At 65.7% G+C, this 21,183-nt stretch carries 17 protein-coding genes and 1 tRNA gene; 3 read left to right on the top strand and 15 right to left on the bottom strand.

Features of this window, described 5'->3' with window-relative positions:
- Positions 1–26: 26 nt before the first annotated feature.
- Positions 27–1,409 (bottom strand): Xaa-Pro peptidase family protein, encoded by a 1,383-nt coding sequence (locus tag F1C58_RS02055; RefSeq protein WP_185202375.1) that lies wholly within the window; start codon positions 1,407–1,409, stop codon positions 27–29.
- A 40-nt stretch (positions 1,410–1,449) separates the two neighbouring features.
- Positions 1,450–2,229: an SDR family NAD(P)-dependent oxidoreductase gene (locus F1C58_RS02050; RefSeq protein ID WP_185202374.1), complete on the bottom strand. Its 780-nt coding sequence runs from the start codon at positions 2,227–2,229 to the stop codon at positions 1,450–1,452.
- A gap of 191 nt (positions 2,230–2,420) precedes the next feature.
- Here F1C58_RS02050 and F1C58_RS02045 point away from each other — a divergent pair, with 191 nt between their 5' ends.
- A complete protein-coding gene (locus tag F1C58_RS02045) occupies positions 2,421–2,870 on the top strand; it encodes a VOC family protein (RefSeq protein WP_185202373.1) in 450 nt (149 codons plus the stop codon).
- A gap of 49 nt (positions 2,871–2,919) precedes the next feature.
- On the opposite strand, the gene F1C58_RS02040 is transcribed toward F1C58_RS02045, so the two are convergent.
- The 5 genes from F1C58_RS02040 to F1C58_RS02020 form a co-directional block, all read right to left on the bottom strand.
- On the bottom strand, positions 2,920–3,978 hold the full coding sequence (locus F1C58_RS02040) for a 2,3-butanediol dehydrogenase (RefSeq protein WP_185202372.1): 1,059 nt from the start codon (positions 3,976–3,978) through the stop codon (positions 2,920–2,922).
- 17 nt (positions 3,979–3,995) lie between these two features.
- On the bottom strand, positions 3,996–4,649 hold the full coding sequence (locus F1C58_RS02035) for a helix-turn-helix domain-containing protein (protein WP_185202371.1): 654 nt from the start codon (positions 4,647–4,649) through the stop codon (positions 3,996–3,998).
- Positions 4,650–4,673: 24 nt separating this feature from the next.
- Positions 4,674–7,208 (bottom strand): ATP-binding cassette domain-containing protein, encoded by a 2,535-nt coding sequence (locus F1C58_RS02030; protein ID WP_255461213.1) that lies wholly within the window; start codon positions 7,206–7,208, stop codon positions 4,674–4,676.
- Between the two features lie 90 nt (positions 7,209–7,298).
- On the bottom strand, positions 7,299–8,405 hold the full coding sequence (locus F1C58_RS02025; RefSeq protein ID WP_219732018.1) for a substrate-binding domain-containing protein: 1,107 nt from the start codon (positions 8,403–8,405) through the stop codon (positions 7,299–7,301).
- 83 nt (positions 8,406–8,488) lie between these two features.
- Complete coding sequence (locus tag F1C58_RS02020) at positions 8,489–9,508, bottom strand: ABC transporter permease (protein WP_185202370.1); 1,020 nt, start codon at positions 9,506–9,508, stop codon at positions 8,489–8,491.
- 314 nt (positions 9,509–9,822) lie between these two features.
- Here F1C58_RS02020 and F1C58_RS02015 point away from each other — a divergent pair.
- Together F1C58_RS02015 and F1C58_RS02010 are read left to right on the top strand one after the other, a co-directional pair.
- A tRNA-Ser gene (locus tag F1C58_RS02015) sits at positions 9,823–9,907 on the top strand.
- A gap of 117 nt (positions 9,908–10,024) precedes the next feature.
- Positions 10,025–10,657, top strand: coding sequence for a hypothetical protein (locus F1C58_RS02010; RefSeq protein ID WP_185202369.1), 633 nt, complete (start codon positions 10,025–10,027; stop codon positions 10,655–10,657).
- A gap of 18 nt (positions 10,658–10,675) precedes the next feature.
- On the opposite strand, the gene F1C58_RS02005 is transcribed toward F1C58_RS02010, so the two are convergent.
- From F1C58_RS02005 to F1C58_RS01970, 8 genes are all read right to left on the bottom strand, one after another.
- Positions 10,676–12,583: a helicase HerA-like domain-containing protein gene (locus F1C58_RS02005; protein WP_185202368.1), complete on the bottom strand. Its 1,908-nt coding sequence runs from the start codon at positions 12,581–12,583 to the stop codon at positions 10,676–10,678.
- An 842-nt stretch (positions 12,584–13,425) separates the two neighbouring features.
- Complete coding sequence (gene menC, locus F1C58_RS02000) at positions 13,426–14,538, bottom strand: o-succinylbenzoate synthase (protein WP_185202367.1); 1,113 nt, start codon at positions 14,536–14,538, stop codon at positions 13,426–13,428.
- Entirely contained in the window at positions 14,535–15,812 is a 1,278-nt protein-coding gene (locus F1C58_RS01995) for a saccharopine dehydrogenase family protein (protein WP_185202366.1), read from the bottom strand. The genes menC and F1C58_RS01995 overlap by 4 nt, the downstream gene beginning before the upstream one ends.
- A 9-nt stretch (positions 15,813–15,821) precedes the next feature.
- Positions 15,822–16,535 carry a phosphatase PAP2 family protein gene (locus F1C58_RS01990; RefSeq protein ID WP_185202365.1) on the bottom strand — a complete coding sequence of 238 codons (714 nt, stop codon included), beginning with the start codon at positions 16,533–16,535 and terminating at the stop codon, positions 15,822–15,824.
- Between the two features lie 48 nt (positions 16,536–16,583).
- A complete protein-coding gene (locus F1C58_RS01985; RefSeq protein WP_185202364.1) occupies positions 16,584–17,813 on the bottom strand; it encodes a multidrug effflux MFS transporter in 1,230 nt (409 codons plus the stop codon).
- Between the two features lie 100 nt (positions 17,814–17,913).
- Complete coding sequence (locus F1C58_RS01980) at positions 17,914–19,197, bottom strand: sugar ABC transporter permease (protein WP_255461211.1); 1,284 nt, start codon at positions 19,195–19,197, stop codon at positions 17,914–17,916.
- Positions 19,194–19,946 carry an ATP-binding cassette domain-containing protein gene (locus tag F1C58_RS01975; protein WP_185202363.1) on the bottom strand — a complete coding sequence of 251 codons (753 nt, stop codon included), beginning with the start codon at positions 19,944–19,946 and terminating at the stop codon, positions 19,194–19,196. Before F1C58_RS01975 ends, F1C58_RS01980 begins: the two co-directional genes overlap by 4 nt.
- A 155-nt stretch (positions 19,947–20,101) precedes the next feature.
- On the bottom strand, positions 20,102–21,181 hold the full coding sequence (locus F1C58_RS01970; protein ID WP_185202362.1) for a sugar ABC transporter substrate-binding protein: 1,080 nt from the start codon (positions 21,179–21,181) through the stop codon (positions 20,102–20,104).
- Positions 21,182–21,183 lie beyond the last annotated feature (2 nt).

Genomic DNA, 21,183 nt, shown 5'->3' with positions numbered 1-21,183 from the left:
CTCCGGCTGTTCTCGGTTGCGATCGCTCAGGCGATGTCGCCGCGACCCTCGGGTGTATTGAGGTGGGACTGCGCGTTCCGCAGGGTCGGGAGTGGTCCATCCACGCTGAAGTAGCGCTGTCCGGCCACCAGGAGCTTCTCCGCCGGAAACTTCGTGATCACCTCGCAGCCGGTCGCCGTGACCACCAGCTCTTCCTCGATGCGAGCCGCCCCGATGCCGTCCGCCGAGGGCCAGTACGTTTCGAGGGCGAAAACCATCCCCTCCTCGAGCACCTCGGGGTGTTCGAGCGAGACCAGGCGAGAGAAGATCGGCTTCTCCCAGATCGAGAGTCCGACTCCGTGACCGTACTGGAGGGCGAAAGCCGCCTCTTCGTCGGGGAATCCGAATTCCTGCGCCTTCGGCCAGACCTTGACGATGTCCGCCGTCGTAGCCCCCGGACGCACCAGCGCGATCGCCCGATCCATGTATTCCCGGGCGCGGGTGTAGGCATCGTTCTGCGCCGAAGACGCGGAACCGACAGCGAAGGTGCGGTAGTAGCAGGTGCGGTAGCCCTGGTAGCTGTGCAGGATGTCGAAGAATGCCGGATCTCCCGGCCGGATGAGGCGGTCTGAGAAGACGTGGGGATGCGGTGAGCAGCGCTCGCCCGAGATCGCATTCACGCCCTCCACGTACTCCGAGCCGAGGTCGTACAGCGTCTTCGAGACGAGACCGACGGTCTCGTTCTCTCGAACACCGGGGCGCAGGAACTCGTACAGGGTCTCGTAGGCGGAGTCCACCATCGATGCGGCCTGCGTCAGGAGGGAGATCTCGTCCCGCCCCTTGATCGCCCGCGCCTCGAGGAAGACCTGCTGCCCGTCGACGACATCGATGCCGAGCGACTTCAGGGCGAAGAGCACGGGGAGCTCGATGACATCGACCCCGAGCGGTTCGTTCGCCACGCCGAACTTCTCGAGCTCGCGCTTGATCTTGCGAGCCAGCTCTTCGGCGATGCCCGCATTGGGGTTGAATGCGCCACGGAGAGTGGAGATCCCCGCGCGGGAGCCCGACTCCGCGCGGGGGCGCACCGCTCCGTGATGAGGCGCGTGCGGGTCTGCATCCATCTCCGACGTGGTGGTGTCGAGCCACGGGTTGGAGAGGGAGTGGTGTTTTGCCGCCGAGCCGAAGTCCCACACGATGGGGTCGCTGTTGCGGGTGATCAGCGAGAAGCGGATGAGCTTGTCCATCGCCCACGTGCCGATGTGGGTGCTGGACATGTAGCGGATGTTCGCGAAGTCGAAGGCGAGCAAGGAGCCAAGATCCGACTCCTCGAGCTTCACCCGCAGCCGGGCGAGACGTTCCTCGCGAAGCCGGTCGAAGTCGATCCTGGTCTCCCAATCGACGGCGTTGGTGCCAAAGGTTGCTGTGGTCATCGGTGGTCCTTTCCGGGCCGGTTGAAGTCGAGGGTGCACATCAGACGAGGATCATTCCGCCTTCGATCGCGATGACCTGGCCGGTGATGTAGTCGGAATCAGAGCTCGCGAGAAAGATCGCCGTCGGGGCGATGTCTTCGGGTTGGGCGGGGCGACCGAGCAGGATGTCGCTCGCCATCGAGTCGAACCCCGAGTCGCCTTCGCCCATTTTCTCCAGGTCGGCATCGAGCTTTGTCCAGAGGGGGGTCGCCACGACTCCCGGAGCGAAGGCATTGACCGTGATCCCGTGCGATGCCAGCGACCGGGCGCCGGCCTGAGTGAGGGAGATCACGGCAGCCTTCGCCGCGCTGTACGGCGCGAAGCTGGGGAATCCGGTGCGGCCCGCGATGGAGGCGGTGTTCACGATCTTGCCCCCGCCCCCCTGGGCAAGGAACTGCTTCGCTGCCTCCTGGATCCCGATGAGCACTCCGAGCGCGTTCACCCGCATGATCAGCTCGAAATTCTGCTCGGTGATCTCCAGGAACTTCATGGGGGAGTTCATTCCGGCGTTGTTGAAGTAGGCGTCGATCCTGCCGAACCGAGCCACCGCATCCGCGATCCCCTGGGCGACGGTCGCGCGGTCGGTGATATCGACGCGGGTCGCGAAGGCGGATCCCTGGGAGGCGGTGATCTCGTTCGCGACGGCCTGTCCGGCCTCGAGGTTGAGGTCAGCGATCACGACGTTCGCCCCCTCGGCCGCGAAGCCGCGGCTGATGCCGGCACCGATGCCGGAACCGCCGCCGGTGACGACAATGGTGCGCCCGGCCAATCGATCGCTCATCTACTCTGCTCCCTTGCAGATGCGAGCCGTTGTCCAGTGTGTGCACTGAGTCACCCCGGCGTCGCGTTTGTATAGTCTCACTGTACAGTTCGTTCGCGATGAGTCAAACTGTTGCTGCCCGGATCGATGCAGATTCGTGTTCTGGTCGTATTCGTGCCTGACGTTCCACCCACGCCAACAAAGGAGTTGCAATGAGTTTCGCCATCTCGGGAGTGCACCACATCGGCCTTTCGGTCAGCGACATCAAACAGTCGTTCGAGTGGTATTCGCGCATGTTCGGGCTCACCCCGGGAGACGTGACCGACGGATCGGGCGAAGCACTCTCCGAGGCCCTCCAGGTTCCCGAAGCACATCTCTCCTTCGCCATGATTTCATTGGGAAGCACGCGCATCGAATTCCTCGAGTACCAGCATCCGGTCGGCCGCCAATTCGACCGGACCAATGGCGACATCGGGTCTGCTCATATCTGCCTGGAGGTGTCGAACCTCGATGCCGCGTACGCAGACCTGACCGCGAAGGGGGCCGTCTTCAACGCCCCGCCGATCACCCTCGAGTCCGGCGTCCACGCGGGATCCAAGTGGGCCTATCTCCGCGACCCCGACGGCATCCAGCTGGAGATCTGGCAGTCCCCCTCCGCATGACCCGGTAGAGCGCCACACTGTTCAGTGGCGCTCTACTCTCTCAGGAAGGTCAGCGCGCGTTGACGAGTACTTTCACCTCGTTGCCGCTCGGGTCGAGCAGGGTGTCGAATCCCTTCTCCACCAGATCAGCCACCGCGATCTCCGCCGTGACGACCCGTTCGACCGGCAGCCCCTTGCGGGCGATGAGGTCGATCACGCGCGGCCAGTCGGTGAGCGGATAGCACCACGTGCCGTTGTAGGTGATCTCCCGCAGCGAGACCTGCATCGGATCGATCGAAGCGGGGCGAGTGTGCAGGCCGGTCTGCGTGATCGTTCCGGCGGACCGAACAGCACCGAAGCCCGTCTGCAGCGCACGTTCGTTGCCTGAGCACTCGACCACCGCATCCACACCGATGCCGGCGGTGGCGTCCCTCAGGTAGCCGACGACGTCCATGGCGGAGGGATCGAGCACCTCGCCCACATCGAGGGAACGAGCCAGCGCAGCCCTCACCGGGTTGACCTCGGAGACGAACACCCGCGCGCCGATGGAGTTCGCGTAGATCGAGGCGAGCGCCCCGATGGGCCCGGCACCCGTGATCAGCACGGTGTCTCCCGGGCGCACCCCCGCGGTGTCCACCCCGTAGGCGGCAACAGCAGTGGGTTCCACGAGCGCGCCCTGGATCTCCGACAACGCATCCGGCAGCGCATACACCTGGCTGGCCGGCACAAGGGCCAGTTCGGCGATGCCACCCCAGGCGAAGCTCAAGCCGACGCATCCCATGTCCACACAGAGGTGGTTGAGGCCTCGCCGGCAGAAATAGCACCGCCCACAGGAGATGATCGGCATGACCGAGACGCGCTGCCCGACCGACACGTTCGTGACCCCCGCACCGATCTCGAGAACCTCGGCGGAGAATTCGTGGCCCAGGATCTGGGGAGCCGATGCCCCGGTGAGGGGATGCGGGTGCGTGGGGATCACGATGGGGCCGGCGGCGTATTCGTGCAGATCGGTGCCGCAGATGCCGCACCAGAATGGGCGAAGCAGCACCTCGCCGGGGCCAGCACCGGTGGGCGCATCGACCTGCTCGATACGGATGTCGTGTGCTCCATGGAAGACGGCTGCGCGCATGTTCTGTTTCCCTGTGTCTAGTGTTCTGAAATAGTCGGTTCGGCATGGTCGCCCCGGCCGTGCACAAACCAGATGCCGTGCATCTCCACGGTCCCGGGGTTGCGGAACAGGTGCGGTATCGACGAGTCGAAGCCGAGGGATTCGCCTTCGTTCAGCACGAATACCTCCTCCCCGATCCTCACCTCGAGCTGCCCGGCGGTGACGTACCCGTATTCATAGCCCGCGTGCCGGGAGAGTTCTTCGGTGTCGGCGGACGAGGCGCCGGGCTTGTAGAGGATCTTCATGAAGCTCACCGATGTCTCGGGCGTCGCCGCCAGTCGTTCCCAGACCACCCCCGCGGCCATGTCGAGGCGTGAGCGGTGGCTCGGATGCACTACCGAGATCCGGTTGGCGAACTCCGAGGGGCGCCACGCCGAAGCCGGGTCCGTCAGCCCGTTTTCTGCCGGCACCGTCTCCTCCGCGGTGGGCGCGAGGCGTCCCTCGAAGAGTTCGTCGACCGTGACATTCAAGCGGCGGGAGAACGCGTAGAGGGTCGCGACGGAGGGCTGCGATTTGCCATTCTCGATCTGGGAGACGAAGGACGGCGACACATCCACCTGGCGAGCGAGCTCGCGCAGGCTCAGTCCGGACTTCCGTCGGAGCTCCTTGAGGCGGGTGCCGAGCGTGTCCATCCGGCTACCCCCGCCGGAGTCGGGTCATACGACTTCACGTTTCTGTTTGCGCGCTCGCACCACAGAGAAGAGGATGGCTGCCGCGAGGATGAGCAGTCCCTGGAAGATGTACTGCCACATCTGCGACAGCCCAAGGAAGCTCGTCGCATTGAGCACCTGCACGAGCAGGATCGAGCCGAGAAGGGTGCCGACGAAGGTGCCACGCCCGCCGAGAAGGCTGGTGCCGCCGAGCACGACGGCGGTGATGCTGGTGAGGGTGTATCCGACTCCCTGGGCGGGATCCCCCACGCCGATCTGCGCCATGAGCATGACCGCCCCGGCGAAGGTGAAGAGCGACGTCGCAACGTACGCGAGGATCACGGTGCGATTGATGCCGACACCGGACCGGCGCGCCGACTCTTCGCTCGATCCGGTCGCCCGCAGACGCCAGCCCCACCTTCTCTTGCGCAGGAAGAACTCGGCAACAAGGGTCGCGATCACGAGCACGAGGAAAGCGCCGGGAACCGGACCGATCTGCCACCCGATCACCGCGGTGACAGTCGAATTGATGTATCCATCCGGCCCGTCCCTCAGGATGAAGCTGAGCCCCTGGAGGGCGATGTACATGGTGAGGGTCGCCGCGATCGGCGTGAACTTGGCGAACCGGATGAGCGAGCCGTTCACGAGGCCCACCGCGCCCGCGACCACGACCATCAGGACGAAACCGAGGACTATCGCCAGTGGGGGCTTTCCGTCGTTGATGAAGAACGACGCGATCACGACCAGGAATCCGGCGAGGGGCCCGACGGACAGGTCGATCCCGCCGATCAACAGGGACATCGTCTGCCCGAGCGCGATGAACCCGAGCGCGCTCACCAGTGTGAGCACGGAATAGATATTGAAGTCGGAGAGGTAGCGGGCGTTCTGGCTGAAGATGAAGGAGCCGAGCAGCGCGATCACGCCCACGAGCAGCACCGCCGGTGCGTAGTCCCCCTGCACGAATCGTCGCAGCCCCGAGGACTTCGAGGCGTCGGTCACCGAATCCACGGAGACCGACCGCGTCGTCGAACGCACCGCCGCCGTGATCATCCGTTCTTCGCTGATCTCGCTGCCGCGAAGCACTTCCACAGCGTGTCCGCGCGACATGACGATCACTCGGTCGCAGAGTCCCTCGAGTTCCTTCGCATCGGAGGAGGCGACCACCACCGGGATTCCGGAGGCGGATACCTCGCGAAGGATGCCGTAGATCTCGGCGCGGGCTCCGACATCCACCCCCTGCGTCGGCTCGTCGGCGATGACCATCCGCGGTTCGGAGAGCAGCGCACGGGCCATCACCACCTTCTGTTGGTTACCGCCCGAGAGCGAGGAGACGACGGCATCCATCGATGCTGCCTTGACCGCGAGTGATCCGAGCGTCTGTCCGACGGTTCCGAGTTCTCTTTTGCGGCTGAGAAGTCGCCAGCGGCGGAACTTCGTGAGCGCGGAGACCGCGGCGTTCTCGCGCACCGAGAGCGACATCATCAGGCCCTCGCGATGGCGGTCTGCAGGCATGAAGGCGGCATCGCGCAGGAGGTCCCGGGAGGTCAGGGTCGCATCCGCGACCCGCACCGTTCCCGTGAAATCCTCGAGGCCGGCGAGAGCGCGCATGAGCTCGCTCTGGCCATTCCCCACGACTCCCGCGATTCCGACGATCTCTCCCCGGACTGCCTCGATCGAGATCTTGGCGAAGCCCGGGCCGGTGAGGCCATCCAGCGTGAAGTTGACCTCGTCGTCCGGCGCTGGAACGTGTTTCGCGGGGAAGGTGGATTCGAGTTGCCGACCCACGATCATGGCGAGGAGTTCGTCGTCGGTGATCTGGTCGACCGGTACCGAACCGCGAACCCGCCCATCCCGCAGCACGGTGACACGGTCGGCGAGCTCTCGCACCTCCGCGAGGCGGTGGGTGATGTAGACGACGGCGGTGCCCGCCGCCACGACTGCCCGCACGCGGTCGAAGAGCAGCGTGACGGAGTCCTGCCCCAGGGGGGCGGTCGGCTCGTCGAGGATGAGCAGCTTTGGCTTGAGGGCGAGAGCCTTCGCGATCTCCAACAGGTGCTTCTGGGCCACCGTGAGCAGTTCGACCCGGTCGCGCAGGTGCACGGAGAGGCCGACGTCCGCGAGGAGCGCGGCAGCCGTAGCATCCACACTGCTGCCGGTCGAGAAGACCGACGCCGGCAGCGCCACTTGCAGGTTCTCGAGCACGGTCATGTCGGGGAGCACGGCTGGATGCTGGTGCACGATCGCGATGCCGAGCTGCCCCGCGATCACGGGGCTCAGCACGCCGGTCGGAGTGCCTTCGAATTCGATGGTGCCGCCGTCGGGCTGTGCGGTACCGGATGCGACGTTCATCAGGGTGGATTTGCCGGCCCCGTTCTCGCCGAGGATGGCGTGGACCTCGCCCGGTGAGATCGTGACCGAGACGTCTGAGAGTGCAGCGACGCCCGAGTAGAGCTTGGAGATATGCGACATCGTGAGGGTCGCCGGGGCAAGGGCGGGAACCCTGTCTGGGGTGGTCACGTCGATGGTGTCCTGGTTGTTCACGAGTGTGCGCCTTTGCAGTCGATGCGGTGATTCAGGGTGGAACGGGCTAGGGGCCGGCCACGACGAAGTGTCGCGGCCGGCCCGACAGTCCTACTTCTTGAGCAGCGCCGCCTGGTCGGTCGGCGACATCTGGGCCGACAGGTAGATGTCACCCGGCAGGTCCTTCTCGCACTGCACCTGGCTCGGCGTTCCGCTCACCGAGTCCTCGAAGGCCGGAGCCTTGAAGACCTTGTCTGCGGGAAGCTTTCCACCGGTTGCCTTCGCGACGGCGTACTGGACGGCGAGACGCACGTTGTCGTTGCCCGTCGCTACAGTCATCAGCTTGAAATCGGGGTTGGCTGCCTTGTTGTCCTCGTAGAAGCAGCCGAGCGAGTTGCCGTCGGATGTCACGAGTGCCGGAATCGAGCGTCCACCCTTGGCGAAGGCGGGAAGTGCTCCCACCAGGGACGGTCCGAAGTCGGAGACGATCACGTCGATCTTCGGGTACTTGGCGATGTCTGCGGTGAGCACCTGCTGCGTCAGCGCCGGGTCCCAGTTCGTGACCTCTGGCGTCTCACCGATGTACTTGTACTTCGAGTCGGTGAGCACCGACTTGAGGCCCTTCAGCTCGTCGGTGGCCTGGCTGTTGCCCTTCGGCCCGCTGACGAAGAGGATGTTGCCACCGTCGGGCAGGTTGGTCTTGATCCAGTTGCCCCAGTTCTTGCCGTCGGTCGTGAAGTCGGCTCCGATCCATGCGGTGTAGTCCACGCCGTCTTTACCACCGGGGAAGACGCGGTACGGCACCGTCACGACGCCGGCCTTGTAGGCGCTGCGGAGGGCGGGAAGCATGGCCTGGCCCGCGTCCGGGAATACCACGAGAGCGTCGACGCCCTTCGCGACCATTCCCTGGATGTCCGAGATCGACTTCTGCGTGTCGCCCTGGCCGTCCGCGTACTCGTACTTGGTGACGCTCGCGCACTTCTTGACCTCGTCAGCACCGGCGGCAGTCGTGACGAGTCGCCAGCTGTTGCCGCCGAATCCGTCGAGAAGTCCGAGGGTGATCTTCTTGGGGCCACACCACGACGGTGCGCCCGCCGGGGCCTTTCCTGCACCCGAGGTCGAGCCGCTGTCGGTAGACGAGCTGCTGCAGCCGGCGAGCGCCAGTGATACCGCCACGACAGTCGTGGCAAGCATGGCGAATGTATTGCGACGTTTCATGTGCACTTTCCTCCTGGGTTGATTGCGACGCCTCTGTCGCGTGTTTTCGACCGCTCCGTCGAAATTCTGTGCGCGCCGACCGATCAGGCCGGCGCGGTGATTCGGGGGGACCTCGGCCGGATCCGTTGCCGGATCGCGGGCCAGTCCACGGTGTACAGCGCGACCCCCACCGCGAGCGCACCGGCTTGCACCAGCGTGCGCACCGCGAAGGGCACTCCGAGGGACAGCACGAACTGGTCGAGCTGGCTCAGGAAGATGGCGGCGATCACCGTGGCGATCGGGAATCCGCGACCGCCCAGTAGCGAGGTGCCACCGAGCACGACGACCGCCACAGCGGGGAGTAGGTAGGAGTCACCCTGGAAGGCGGTCGGCTGGTTGGTGATCCCCGCGAGAAGAATGCCGGCGAGGCAATAGAGAAGCTGTGCCCAGACGAAAGCCAGTGACTGGTGGACGCGCACGCGGAGTCCGGTTGCACGGGCGGTGAAGGGGTTCGCGCCGATGGCCTCGAAGCGGCGACCGGCGACCGTGCGCTTGACCATCACGGCGACGACCACGAGCGCGCCGAGCGCAAAGAATGCGGAGTTCGGGATGCCGAAGGTCAGGCCGCCGGCGACGGACGCGAGCAGTCGGGTGGTGCTTCGGGGGGTACCGCCGGAGATTCCGAGCACGGCGCCATAGAGCAGCGCGTTTGTGCCCAGCGTGGCGATGATCGAGTTGAGGCCGAGTCGTCCGACCATGAACCCGTTGAGCAATCCGGCGGCGATCGCGTAGCCGATGGCAAGCAGGATGGCGGGCACCAGTTTGCTGTTGTCACCATTCGGCTCGTGGCTGACGATGACGATGGCGAGGGATACTGCACCCGGAATCGAGAGGTCGATGCCCCCCTGCTGCACGACCAGCATCTGCCCGAGACCCACGATGGCGAGTACCGCAGCGAAGGGGATCATTCCGAGGACGGCACCGGGGGCGACACTCGACGGGGCGGCAACGGCACAGACGATGAAAAGGAGAACCGTCGAGACGCCCACGGTGACGAAGCCCTTGGAAACAGCGAATCGGGCACTCGAAAGTCTGGCGGTGCCACGCGTCGTCGCGTCGGTCATGCTTCTCCCAACATTTTTCCTCAGGCGACTTCGGCGTCACCTGACGAGTGTTGAGTGTCACTTTACAAAGTTCTCTGGTTGTTCACAAGCTGATTCGGTAACGATTCGGGAAATACGCCGAGTTCCCGGTTCTCACGAGCTTCTGTCCGTAAATCAGTGAGTACACACTGAACACTGTCCAGCGACCGGATGCCCCGATCACGTTGCGGATGTGAACAGACCGATGTCCGCGACAGTGAGTGCCGTCATGCCCCGTATGGATCATCCCGTAAGATTCTTCATGGCCTCCCCTCACTTGTGGGTCGGGCCGCCCAGGAGAATTCGCCTAGTGGCCTATGGCGCACGCTTGGAAAGCGTGTTGGGTGCAAGCCCTCGGGGGTTCGAATCCCCCATTCTCCGCGCAGAACGTGTCACCCCGCCCGACGGGAATCGGACGGAAGTACAGCGCTACTAGGAGCGCTGGAATCGGCACGGTCCTGTCGCTGCGCCAGTGATCGGCGCTTTCGGGGAGATCGCATGCCGGTTGCGAACGACAGGAATGGCGACGTCTGGCTTCGACCCCGGCGCAGCCTCCTGCGGAGCGGCATCCTGATCTTCATCATCGTGCCGATCCCGATCGTCGCGACGCTGATCACCCTCGGTCTTCCCAGCGGTTCGTGGCGGGTGTCGGCCATCACCGAGGCGCTCGTCATCGTCCTGTTCTTTGTCGGTCTCTACCTCCTGAGGACGACGTATGTGGTCATCTCAGCGGACCACTTCACCGAACGTGGATTCTTCCGGCGCCCGGTGGTCACGCCCATCTCAGAGGTGAGTTCGATGGTTCTCGCCCAGACCTTCAGTTCCTCGTCGAGCGAGACCCTCCCGCAACTGATTCTGCGAAATGCTCGCGGGGAGCGGATCCTGCGAATGCGCGGAATCTTCTGGACGGAGGAATCGATGCGCCAGGCCGCGGCCGCTATCGGCACGCCGCTCGAGGAACCGGCCGAGCCGCTCACCCCGAAACAGTTCTTCGAGCTGTATTCCGGAACCGCCTACTGGTTCGAGAACCGCCGAGGTCTCGCCATCGCGGTCATCGTGCTCATCGGCCTGGTCTGCGTCGGAATCGTGCTCGGCCTCATGGTGCTGCTCGGCCTGCCCTTCGTCGCCTGAGACGAGCCTCCGGCAGTCTCAGCGACGGCGCAGTGTGCCGAAGATGCCCTTCACCACCGAGTTCACTATCGACTTGCCGGCGGATGATCCGAGGAAGTCGGTGATCGGATTCTTCTCCGCCCGCGGGGCCGGCGCTCGGCGGCTCGTCGAAGAGGAGGCGCGCGGCTGGGACTTCTTGGCCTCGCGCAGCATCCGCTCGTAATCGGCCTGCTGCTGTTTCGCCGCGGCCGCCTGCTCGGCCGCGGTGTTCGCCGCCGCCGCCGTCGCCGCCGCCGCCTCGAGTTTGCGCCCGAGCATCTCTTTGGCCGACTCGTTGTCGATCGCCGTGCCGTACTTGGGCAGAAGGGCGGATGCCGCGATAGTCGCCTCGATCAGCTCGGGAGCGCTCGGCGACATCGCGCCCTGCGGTGCCCGGAGCCGGGTCCACGCGACCGGTGTCGGTGCGCCTTTCTCACCCATGACGGTGACGATTGCCTCCCCGGTGGCGAGGGTGGTGAGCACGCTCCCGAGGTCGTAGTCGGAGTTCGGGTAGGTGGACACCGTCGCCTTGAGAGCCTTCGCGTCATCCGGAGTGAACGCCCGCAGCTGATGCTGGATGCGCGATCCGAGCTGGGCGAGCACATCGCCGGGCACGTCCTTGGGCGTCTGCGTCACGAAGACGATGCCGACACCCTTCGAGCGGATGAGCCGCACAGTCTGGGTGATCGAGTCGAGGAAGTCCTTCGATGCGTTCTTGAAGAGCAGATGGGCCTCGTCGAAGAAGAACACGAGCTTGGGCTTGTCGAGATCTCCGACTTCGGGCAGGTCGTTGAACAGGTCGGCGAGCAGCCACATCAGGAAGGTGGAATAGAGCTCGGGCTTGTCCTGCACCCCCGGAACCTCGAGCAGGCTGATGATCCCGCGGCCATCCGGGTGGGTGCGCAGGAAGTCGGCGGTGTCGATCTCCGGCTCGCCGAAGAACACGTCGGCCCCCTGGTCGGCGAAGGTGATCAGCTCCCGCAGGATCACTCCGACTGTCGCGCTCGATAGCCCGCCGAGGCCGGTGAGCTCGCCCTTGCCGTCGGCACTCGTGAGATAGCTGAGCACGGCCCGAAGATCGGAGAGATCGACGAGTGGCAGCCCGGCCTGGGCCGCGTAGTGGAACACCAGCCCGAGAGAGGACTCCTGGGTTCCATTGAGACCGAGCACCTTCGACAGCAGCAACGGGCCGAAACCAGAGACCGTTGCGCGAACGGGCACACCCTTGCCCACCCCTCCGAGGGCGAAATACTCGGTGGGAAAGGATGCCCCGGTCCAGTGCTGCCCGATGCCGTTGGTGCGATCGATGAGCTTGGGATTCTCCGAGCCCGCCGTCGCCACCCCGGAGAGGTCGCCCTTGATGTCCGCCGCGAATACGGGAACTCCCGCCGCAGCGAGCTGCTCGGCGAGCACCTGCAGCGTTCGGGTCTTGCCGGTGCCGGTCGCCCCCGCGACGAGGCCGTGCCGGTTGAGCATGGCGATCGGGATGCGCACTTGCACCTGAGGCTGCGCGTCGCCGTTCACGAGGGCGCCGATCTCGAGCACAGTGCCGCTGAACGCATAACCGGAACGGATCACTTCGACGGCGGCCGCATCGAGGGGGCCGTCGGGTGAAGGGGGCGCGATGGGAGGGGTGGCTGGGGCGGCGGCTGACTGGGCGGCGGTGGCGGACTGGGCGGCGGTGGCGGACTGGGCGGCTGTGGCTGACTGGGCGACGGTGGCTGACTGGGCGACGGTGGCGGACGGCGCGGGCGCGGCCGACGACTCGGGCGCGCGTGCCGGCTGCGGTGCTGCGGCCGTCGGCTGCTCAGAGGTAACCTCGGCGCCGGCCTTCTCTGCTGCGAGTGCCGCCTCGGCATCCGCAAGAGCCTTCTTCGCAGCTTCGACCAGGGCAGCAGCATCCGTCATGTCGCCATGATACTGACCCGCCCCGTCAGCCTCTACAAGCGCGAGGCGTGCGCAAACAGTCAGACCCACCCGTCACAAACGGCTTCCTCATGGCGCCGAACGAGCAGAGTGCGACGGACGGAGACCCCCTCGCCCCGACAGACACCCGCCAGGGCCGCCCACCCGTCAAAAACGGCTCCCCCAGGTTGCCGAACGGGCATACTGCGACGGACGGGGTGCCCCTCGCCCTGACAGCCCCTTGCGCCGACTGCCACCCGTCACAAACGGCTCCCCCAGGTTGCCGAATGGGCAGACTGCGACGGATGGAGACCCCCTCGCGCGGCCAGCCCCTCGCTCCGACTGACGCCCGTCGCAAACGGCTCCCCAGAAGTGCCAAACGAGCAACCTGTGACGGATCACCGTGGCGTCGCGCGCACTCCTGCCGCACAGACTCCGGCGCCGCCGCGTCCCGCGCCACCCCCCCAACCAACTCAAACGGCTTCCTCATGGCGCCGAACGAGCAGACCGCGACGGACGGGACGCCCCCTCGCGCCGACACCCGCCCGCGAAAGCCGCCCAACCGCCACAAACTGCTCCCCCACGGCGCCGAACGAGCAGACTGCGACGGACGGGACGCCCCTTCACGCCCACCGTCACCCGCCAGGGCCGCCCTCCCGTCACAAACTGCTCCCCAGAAGTGCCCAACGAGCAACCTGTGACGGACGGGCACGGGATCGCACACACACCACTGCCGCAAACCCCCTGGGCCGCTACCACCGACGCCCACCGTGCGGAGCCGTCGCAAACCGCTCCCCCGCGATGCCCAGCGAGCAACTCCTGACGGCTGGGGGCGAGTAGCTCCCTCAGTCCGCGCGCAGCACCTCTACGGGACGCTGCGACCAGGCGCCCAGCAGCTCTTCCCGCACCGTCACTCCGCTACCCGGGCCGGTCGGCACGGTCAGCCGACCGTCGTGGAGCACGAAAGGCTCGGTGAGGTCCTCAGCGAAGTAGCGGTCGGATGCCGAGGTGTCACCCGGCAGCGTGAACCCGGGCAGTGCGGCGAGGGCGACATTCGCGGCCCGACCCACCCCGGTCTCCAGCATCCCTCCACACCAGACGGGAACGCCCTGCTCGACACACGCGTCGTGGAGGGCGAGCGCCTCGAGGTACCCGCCCATGCGGCCCGCCTTGATATTGATGATGCTGGTGGCACCACGATCGATCGCATCGAGCGCGAGCTCGGTGTTCACGATCGACTCGTCTAGGCACACCGGAGTCGAAATCGTCCTGGCCAGAGAGACGTGTGAGCGCATGTCGTCCTCCACGAACGGCTGCTCGATGAGCAGCAGGTCGTAGTCGTCGAGGCGTCGGAGCCGATCGAGGTCGAGCAGGGTGTACGCGGTGTTCGCGTCGACCTGGAGCAGGGCATCCGGGCCGAGCAGATCGCGCACCGCGGCGACCGGTTCGAGGTCCCACCCCGGTTTGATCTTGAGCTTGATCCGACGGTATCCCTGCGACACATACAGAGACACCTCGTCGAGCAGCGCCGGGATGGTCGGGGAGATGCCCACCGAGACGCCGCAGTCCACCTCGACACGTTCGGCGCCGAAGTAGCTGGCAAAACTGGTGTCGACGGCGCGCAACTGGGCGTCGAGCACCGCCGTCTCGACAGCAGCCTTCGCCATGCGATGACCGATCACGAAGGCGAAGAGTGCCGCGACACCCTCGGCCGTGACATCATCGGCCGCGAACAATGCCGGACCGAGATAGTGACGGATGACGTCTTCGCACCCGTCCACGTACTCGCTCGAGTACACCGGATCCGTGCCGGCGACGCACTCACCCCAGCCGTCTCCCACATCGGTCCTCACGCGCACCATGAGCACCTGGCGGCCGGTCTGGCGGCCGAACGACGTCTCGAAGGGACGCACCAGGGGGATGGCCAGACGGTGCAGTTCCAGCGCGTGGACCCTCACACCGCCACGGTGCGGTCCTCGAGGCCCCATTCCTGGCCGTATCCGTCGTCTGCTTCCGGGCGAGCCATCAACTCGAGGAAGGGCTCGGCGTCGAAAGCCTCCGGGCCGAGAACACCGGTGCCCGACCAGGTTCCGGACGCGAGCAGTTCCAGCGCGATCACCGGGTTCAGCGCGGTCTGCCAGACCACGCACTGAGCCTCGTATTCGGCCATCGTCCACTCGTTGTCTGCCACGTGATAGAGGTAGACGGCCTTCGGCTCTCCATCGAGGCCGCGTCCGGTCACCCACAGTCCGGCGCAGGTCTTGCCGCTCATCCGTGGCCCGAGACTTGCCGGATCGGGCAGTCCGGCCGCGACGACATCGCGCGGAGCCACTTCCACAGGGCCATTAGCTGACCGCACGCGCACCGGCGCGGTCTTGTCCAGCCCGAGCTGATGCAGCGTCTTGAGGATGCCGATGAATTCGTTGCCGAGACCGTACTTGAAGGTCGCGCGCTTGGCGTCGACCCATCGCGGCATGAGCAGCACCTCCTCGTGCTCCACGTTCACGCACTCGACCGGGCCGATGCCGCCGGGAAAGTCGAAGACCTCCGGGTCGCTGAAAGGCTCGGTGGCGTACCACCCGCGATCCTTCTCCCAGATCACCGGGGGGTTCAGGCACTCCTCGATCGTGGTCCAGATGCTGAAAGACGGCGCGAAGATCTCGTTTCCGAGGTCGTCTCGAACCACGAGGTTCGCGCCGTCACGCACCCCGAGTTCGTCGATCTCGGTGAACAGGTGGTCGGCGGCATAGCGGGCGAACACGTCGCTCAGCCCGGGCTCCACTCCCATGCCCACGAGGGCGAGGCGACCGGCCGTCTCCCAGTCGGGTGCCTGCGCGAACTGGTCGTCGCCGAGCTTCACGCCGGTCTCGGAATACGGCTCGGTGGGATGCGGCTCCGACAGGCTCATCGCCATGTCGAGGTAGTCCGCACCGGCGGCGAGCGCGCCCGCGAAGATCGTCGGCACGAACTTCGGCTCGACCGCGTTCATCACGTGACTGATGGTGTGCGCCCTCGCCACCGCCGCCACATCATCCGGGTCGGAGGCGTCGATCTTCGCGGCGACGAAACGGTCCCCCTGTGGGCCGTGCTTCGCCTCGATCCAGGCGATCGTCGCCTCGGCGCGGGCGAGGTCGTAGTCGCACACGACCATCGTCTCGAAGAAGGTACGTCGGGCGGCGATCTTCGCGATCGCGTTGCCGACGCCTCCGGCGCCGACGAGGAGGATTCTCATGTCATAACGCTAGCGGGTGGCGGCAGATTCGGTCACGATGGGTTTGACCGGCCCGATGCGGCCCTCGCGCTCGATGAGCAGTCGATGGGCGAGGGGTGCCCAGACGATCACGGCGACGGCGCTGCCGAGCACGAGACCTCCGATGGTGTCGCTCAGCCAATGCGCGCCGAGGTAGGTGCGGCTGAGCAACATGATGACCGTATAGATGGTGCCGGCAGCCCAGATCCAGACCCGACGGAGCACGAGAGCGAGCACAACCGCCATCGTCGCCGCGTTCGCCGTATGCCCGGAGGGGAATGACCCGGGATCCGCGGTGACCAGGATGTCCTCCGGCCGCGGGCGATCGAAGGTGTTCTTGAGCAGCTGCACGAGACCGGCGCTCACGATCGTCGCGATCAGGAAGTAGAGCGCGGCCCACTTCATCCGGAACAGGAGGAAGAGCAGCGAGATGGCGATCGGAACGATGAAGACGCCGATGATGCCCGCGCCGATGTTGTTCATCACCAGCGCCGGCACGGTCCAGAAGGGCGAGCGATGCTCCACCAGCTCGCCGAGGAAGGCGAGATCGAATGAGAACGGCAGGTTGTTGTCGCGGTAGGCGATGATCGCGCCGAGAGCGGCGACGAGCAGCACCGCCATCCCTCCGCTCACCAGCGGCCAGCGGCGGCTGACGCGCGCTGCCTGCTGCTCGGGAGCGGACTCTGGTCGAACGATGTTAGGCATACTCCAACGCTACAGAACCATCCGGAACTGGATCGAGGGCTTGCTTTCTCAGTGCCCGAGTGCCGGTACGGTGCGCGGGCGCACGACGAACCACAGAGCGAGCACCGAGATCGCGGCCGTGGAGGCCATGACGGTTCCCATCGGCACCGCATTGTGGATGCCGAACAGGCCGACGATCGGCGAGATCAGGCCGGCGAGCCCGAAGTTCACCGCTCCGAGAACGGATGCCGCTGTCGCAGCCTCCCCGGCGTGATTCACCAGTCCGAGCACCTGCACGAGCGGAAAGCCGAACCCGCAGGCGGCGATGAAGAACCACAGGGGGATGAGGATGCCGAGCAGCCCGACGTGCAGCGAGTCGAGTACCACGATCGTCAGAGACGAGACCAGCAGCACCGCCGTCGAGCAGGCGAGGATCCACTGCGGGCCGATGCGGCGGGCCAGCCGCGAACTGATCTGCACCCCGGCGACGACTCCGAGCGAGTTGATGGCGAATAGCAGACCGAACTGCTGGGCGGAGAGCCCGTAGACATCCTGGAACAGAAACGATGACGCGGAGAGGTAGGCGAAGAGTCCCGAGAAACTCATCGCCCCGATGATGGCCACACCGACGAACACCCGGTCGCTGAAGATCGCCCCGTATCGTTCGCGGGCCGTGCTGTGCCCCCTGTCTGTGCGTCGATCCCGCGGCAGGGTCTCGACGATGAAGAACACCGCGGCGATCACCACAAGCACGCCGTAGGCCGTGAGGAAGACGAAGATGCCCCGCCAGTCGACGAAGCGCAAGAGCTGAGACCCGATGACGGGCGCGAGGATCGGCGCGAGTCCGCTCACCAGGGCCAGCCTCGACAGCATCCGCACGAGGGGCACACCTCCAAAGAGGTCGCGCACCAGAGCCATCGCCACCACTCCTCCGGCAGCAGCGCCCATCCCCTGCAGCACCCGGAAGAAGCCCAGCCAGACGATGTCGGGTGAGAGCGACGCGCCGAGACTGGCGAGCACGTGAACCGAGCTCGCCACGATGAGCGGGATGCGTCGGCCGACCTTGTCGCTCCAGGGACCGACGAGCAGCTGGCCGACACCGAAACCGATGGTCGTGGCCGTGAGCGTCAGCTGGATGAGTGCTTTCGATACGCCGAGATCGCTCTGGAGGGCCGGAAAGGCGGGAAGGTACAGATCCACGGTGAACGGCCCGAGCGCGGTGAGCGCTCCGAGCACGAGCACGTAGACGAGTCGCTGGCGCCGCGACAGGGAATCGCCGGGGTGCAGGGTCGTGGTCACTTAGAGGGACAACAGGCTCGGCCGCAGACTATTCCCGAAGTCGCATAGACCCCGGGCCGGCGACGCGGGCTGAGCCGCCGTAGGGGATCGCGAATCGGCCCTACCTCCTCGTGAGTGAACCACCGGCCCTCACCCGGGACACGGCATCGATCGTCGCGGCAAGGATGAGCACCCCGCCGGTGACGAGGAAGTTGACGCCGCCGGGCAGATTGAGCAGCCCAAGCCCGTTGGTGATCACCGCGATCACCAGAGCGCCGATCGCGCCGTGGATGAGTCGCCCGCGGCCTCCGAAGAGACTGACCCCGCCGACCACGGCCGCGGCGACCCCGCTGAGCACGATGTCACGGCCGAACGCTGCGTCCACCGATCCGACCTTGCTCGCGCTGAAGACCCCCGATATCACCGCAAGGGTCGAACAGACGGCGAAGGCAGCCCATTTGATACCGACGACCTTGATCCCGGATCGGCGAGCTGCCTCGGGGTTGCCACCCACGGCATAGAGGTAGCGACCGAATTTGGTCCGGTCGAGCACGAAGGTTCCGATCCAAAGGATGAACAGGGTGATCGGCACCACTATCGGCACACCCGAGACGGCCAGGAAGCCCGTGCCTCGATTCTGGCTGAGCAGGGCGATGACCACCCCGCCGATGACAGCGATCACGGCGAGACGGATCCACAGCAACGAGATCGTGCGGTTGGCAACCCCCGCGCGAGTGCGTCGACGTCGATCGAGGAGCGTCGTCAAGAGGGAGATTGCGAGGATGACGCCGAGCATCACCCATCCGGCCCACACCGGCAGATTGCTGTTCTGGATCGCGAGGATCTCGGGCTGCTGAATCCGGTAGAGCCCGCCGTCGCCGATGATGATCAGCTGGAGCCCCTGGAAGCCGAGGAACAATCCGAGGGTCACGACGAAGGAGGGGATCCCGACCCGCGCGACGAAGAACCCGATGAACAGGCCGATCGCCAATCCGGTGACCAGGGAGATCAGCAGGGCGAGAATCCAGTTCATCGCGATTCCGCCGGGGTTCGAGAGCACCACGAAGAGCGACATCGCCACGCCGGAGGTGACTCCGGCCGAGAGGTCGATCTCCCCCAGCAAGATCACGAAGACCAGGGCCATCGCGAGCATCACGAGTGTCGCCGCCTGGGTGAGCAGGTTGGCGAAGTTCCGTTCGGTGAGGAAGTACGGGCTCAGCACCGTGAAGAGAACGCAGAGCACCACGAATCCGGCGACCGCGGGAAGCGCCCCCATCTCGCCGCTGCGGATGCGCTGCAAGTAGGCGGTCGCCTGGTCGCGGAGCCCGCCATCCTGTCCACTGCCGATCGGGCCTGGCGCGCTGGCCTCGGCGGCACGGGCATCGGACGAAGCGATCGCGCTCACGCGGGCACCTCCGTGTAGGTCTTGCTTCCGGTGATGTATCCGACGACATCGTCGCTCGTCGTCTTCGAAGTCTCCACCGAAGCGACCATCTGCCCCAGATAGAGCACGTTGATGTAGTCGGCGACCTGGAAGACGTCGACCAGATTGTGGCTGATCATGAGCACTCCGACTCCGCGCTCGGCCAACCTCGTGACCAGAGCCAGCACCTGTTCGGTCTGCGCCACTCCGAGGGCGGCCGTCGGTTCATCGAGGATCACGACCTTCGCCGACTTGAGCACGGAGCGGGCGATCGCGACGGTCTGACGCTGCCCTCCCGACAGCGACGACACCTTCTGGCGCACGGATTTGACGGTGCGAACTGCGAGGGACTGAAGCGTCTCGGAGGCCTCGCGTTCCATCCGCCCCTCATCGAAGGTGCCGAACTCCGTCTCTTCACGACCGAGGAACATGTTCTGCACGATGTCGAGGTTGTCGCACAGCGCCAGGTCCTGGTAGACGACTTCGATGCCGAGATGAGTGGCCTCGCGGGGATTGTGGAGGGCTACCTCAACCCCCTCGAAGCGCACTTCACCCTCGTCGTAGGGCTGAACACCGGCCAGCCCTTTGATGAGGGTGGATTTACCCGCGCCGTTGTCGCCGACCAGGGCGGTGATCTTGCCCGGATAGACCTTCAGAGAGACCCCCTTGAGCACACTCACCGGCCCGAAGCTCTTCTTGACATTCGTCAATTCGATGATCGGCTCATCCATGACAGTTCCTTTCCGTTGACACCGCTGACGTCGGTGCTGCGGCGATGCGATGGTCATCGCATCGCCGCAGCGTCAGAAAGACCCCGCGCCGTGAACCACACGAACCCGGCGCGGAGCTTCCTGTTGGGTGACCCGCTGAGGGGTCGGTGGTGGGCCTACTTCACGCCGTTCTTTGTGCATGCAGCAGCCACATCAGCGGTGCAGATGTCGGACGCCTTCGCGTCTCCCGCGTCGACGACGCTCTGCACCTTGTCGGCGGTCACCAGGATCGGAGTGACAGCGATGAACGGCTTGCCGTAGAGCTGAGTGGCGGCAGCCGGCTTCTTGCCCTTCAGCAACTGGATCGCCAGGTCGGACGCAGCGCTCGCCTCGAGCTTGAACGGCTTGTACACCGTCGCCGACTGCTTTCCGAGCAGCACGTTCTGCAAACCGGCGACCGATGCATCCTGCCCGGAGACCGGCACGGTGAGACCGTTCTTGTCGAGGATGGTGATGACACCGGCAGCGTTGGTGTCGTTGGCGACCCACACCGCGTCGACTTTGCCACCGAGCGAGGTCAGCGCCTGTTCGAAGTTGGTCGCCGACTTGTCGCCGTCCCAGACTCCGACCGGTTCGGCCGCGGGCTTGATCCCGGCATCGCCCATCACCTTTGCGGCGCCATCGTGGAACAGCTTCGCGTTTCCGTCCGTCGGGTCACCACCCATGTACACCACCACCGCGCTCGCGGGGTCCTTGCCTGCCGCCTTGAGACCGTCGACGATCGACTGACCCTCGAGGGCACCGACCTTCTCGTTGTCAAAGGAGACGTAGTAGTCGGCGAGCATCGAGGGCGAGTCCTTCGACCCGGTCGTGATGGGTCGGTCGTAGGCGATCACCGGGATGCCCTGCTTCTGGGCTTTCTGCGTCACGGCGACGGCGGCGCCGTTGTAGTCGACGAGGATCATCACGCCGCAGCCCTTGGTGAGTTCCTGATCGGCGAGAGTGGCGTACTTGTTGGTGTCACCCTGGGCGTTCTGGATGTCGGCGGTGAATCCCGCATCGGTGAATGCCTTGTCGAGGGCCGGGCGGTCGCCGTTCTCCCACCGAGGGGACGAAGACGAATCCGGAAGAATGACGCACGCGCGCTTGGAGGTGTCGGAACCACCGCTGCTGTTTCCGCTCGAGGCACACCCGCTGAGCAGCAGTGCTGAGGCGGATACGACGACGGCGACAGAGATCCATGAAGAAGACTTCATTT

The organism is Glaciihabitans sp. INWT7 (assembly GCF_014217685.1).
Lineage (GTDB): Bacteria > Actinomycetota > Actinomycetes > Actinomycetales > Microbacteriaceae > Lacisediminihabitans.
Note: the sequence above shows the minus strand (reverse complement) of the source record. Positions and strands in the feature narration are given on the sequence as shown.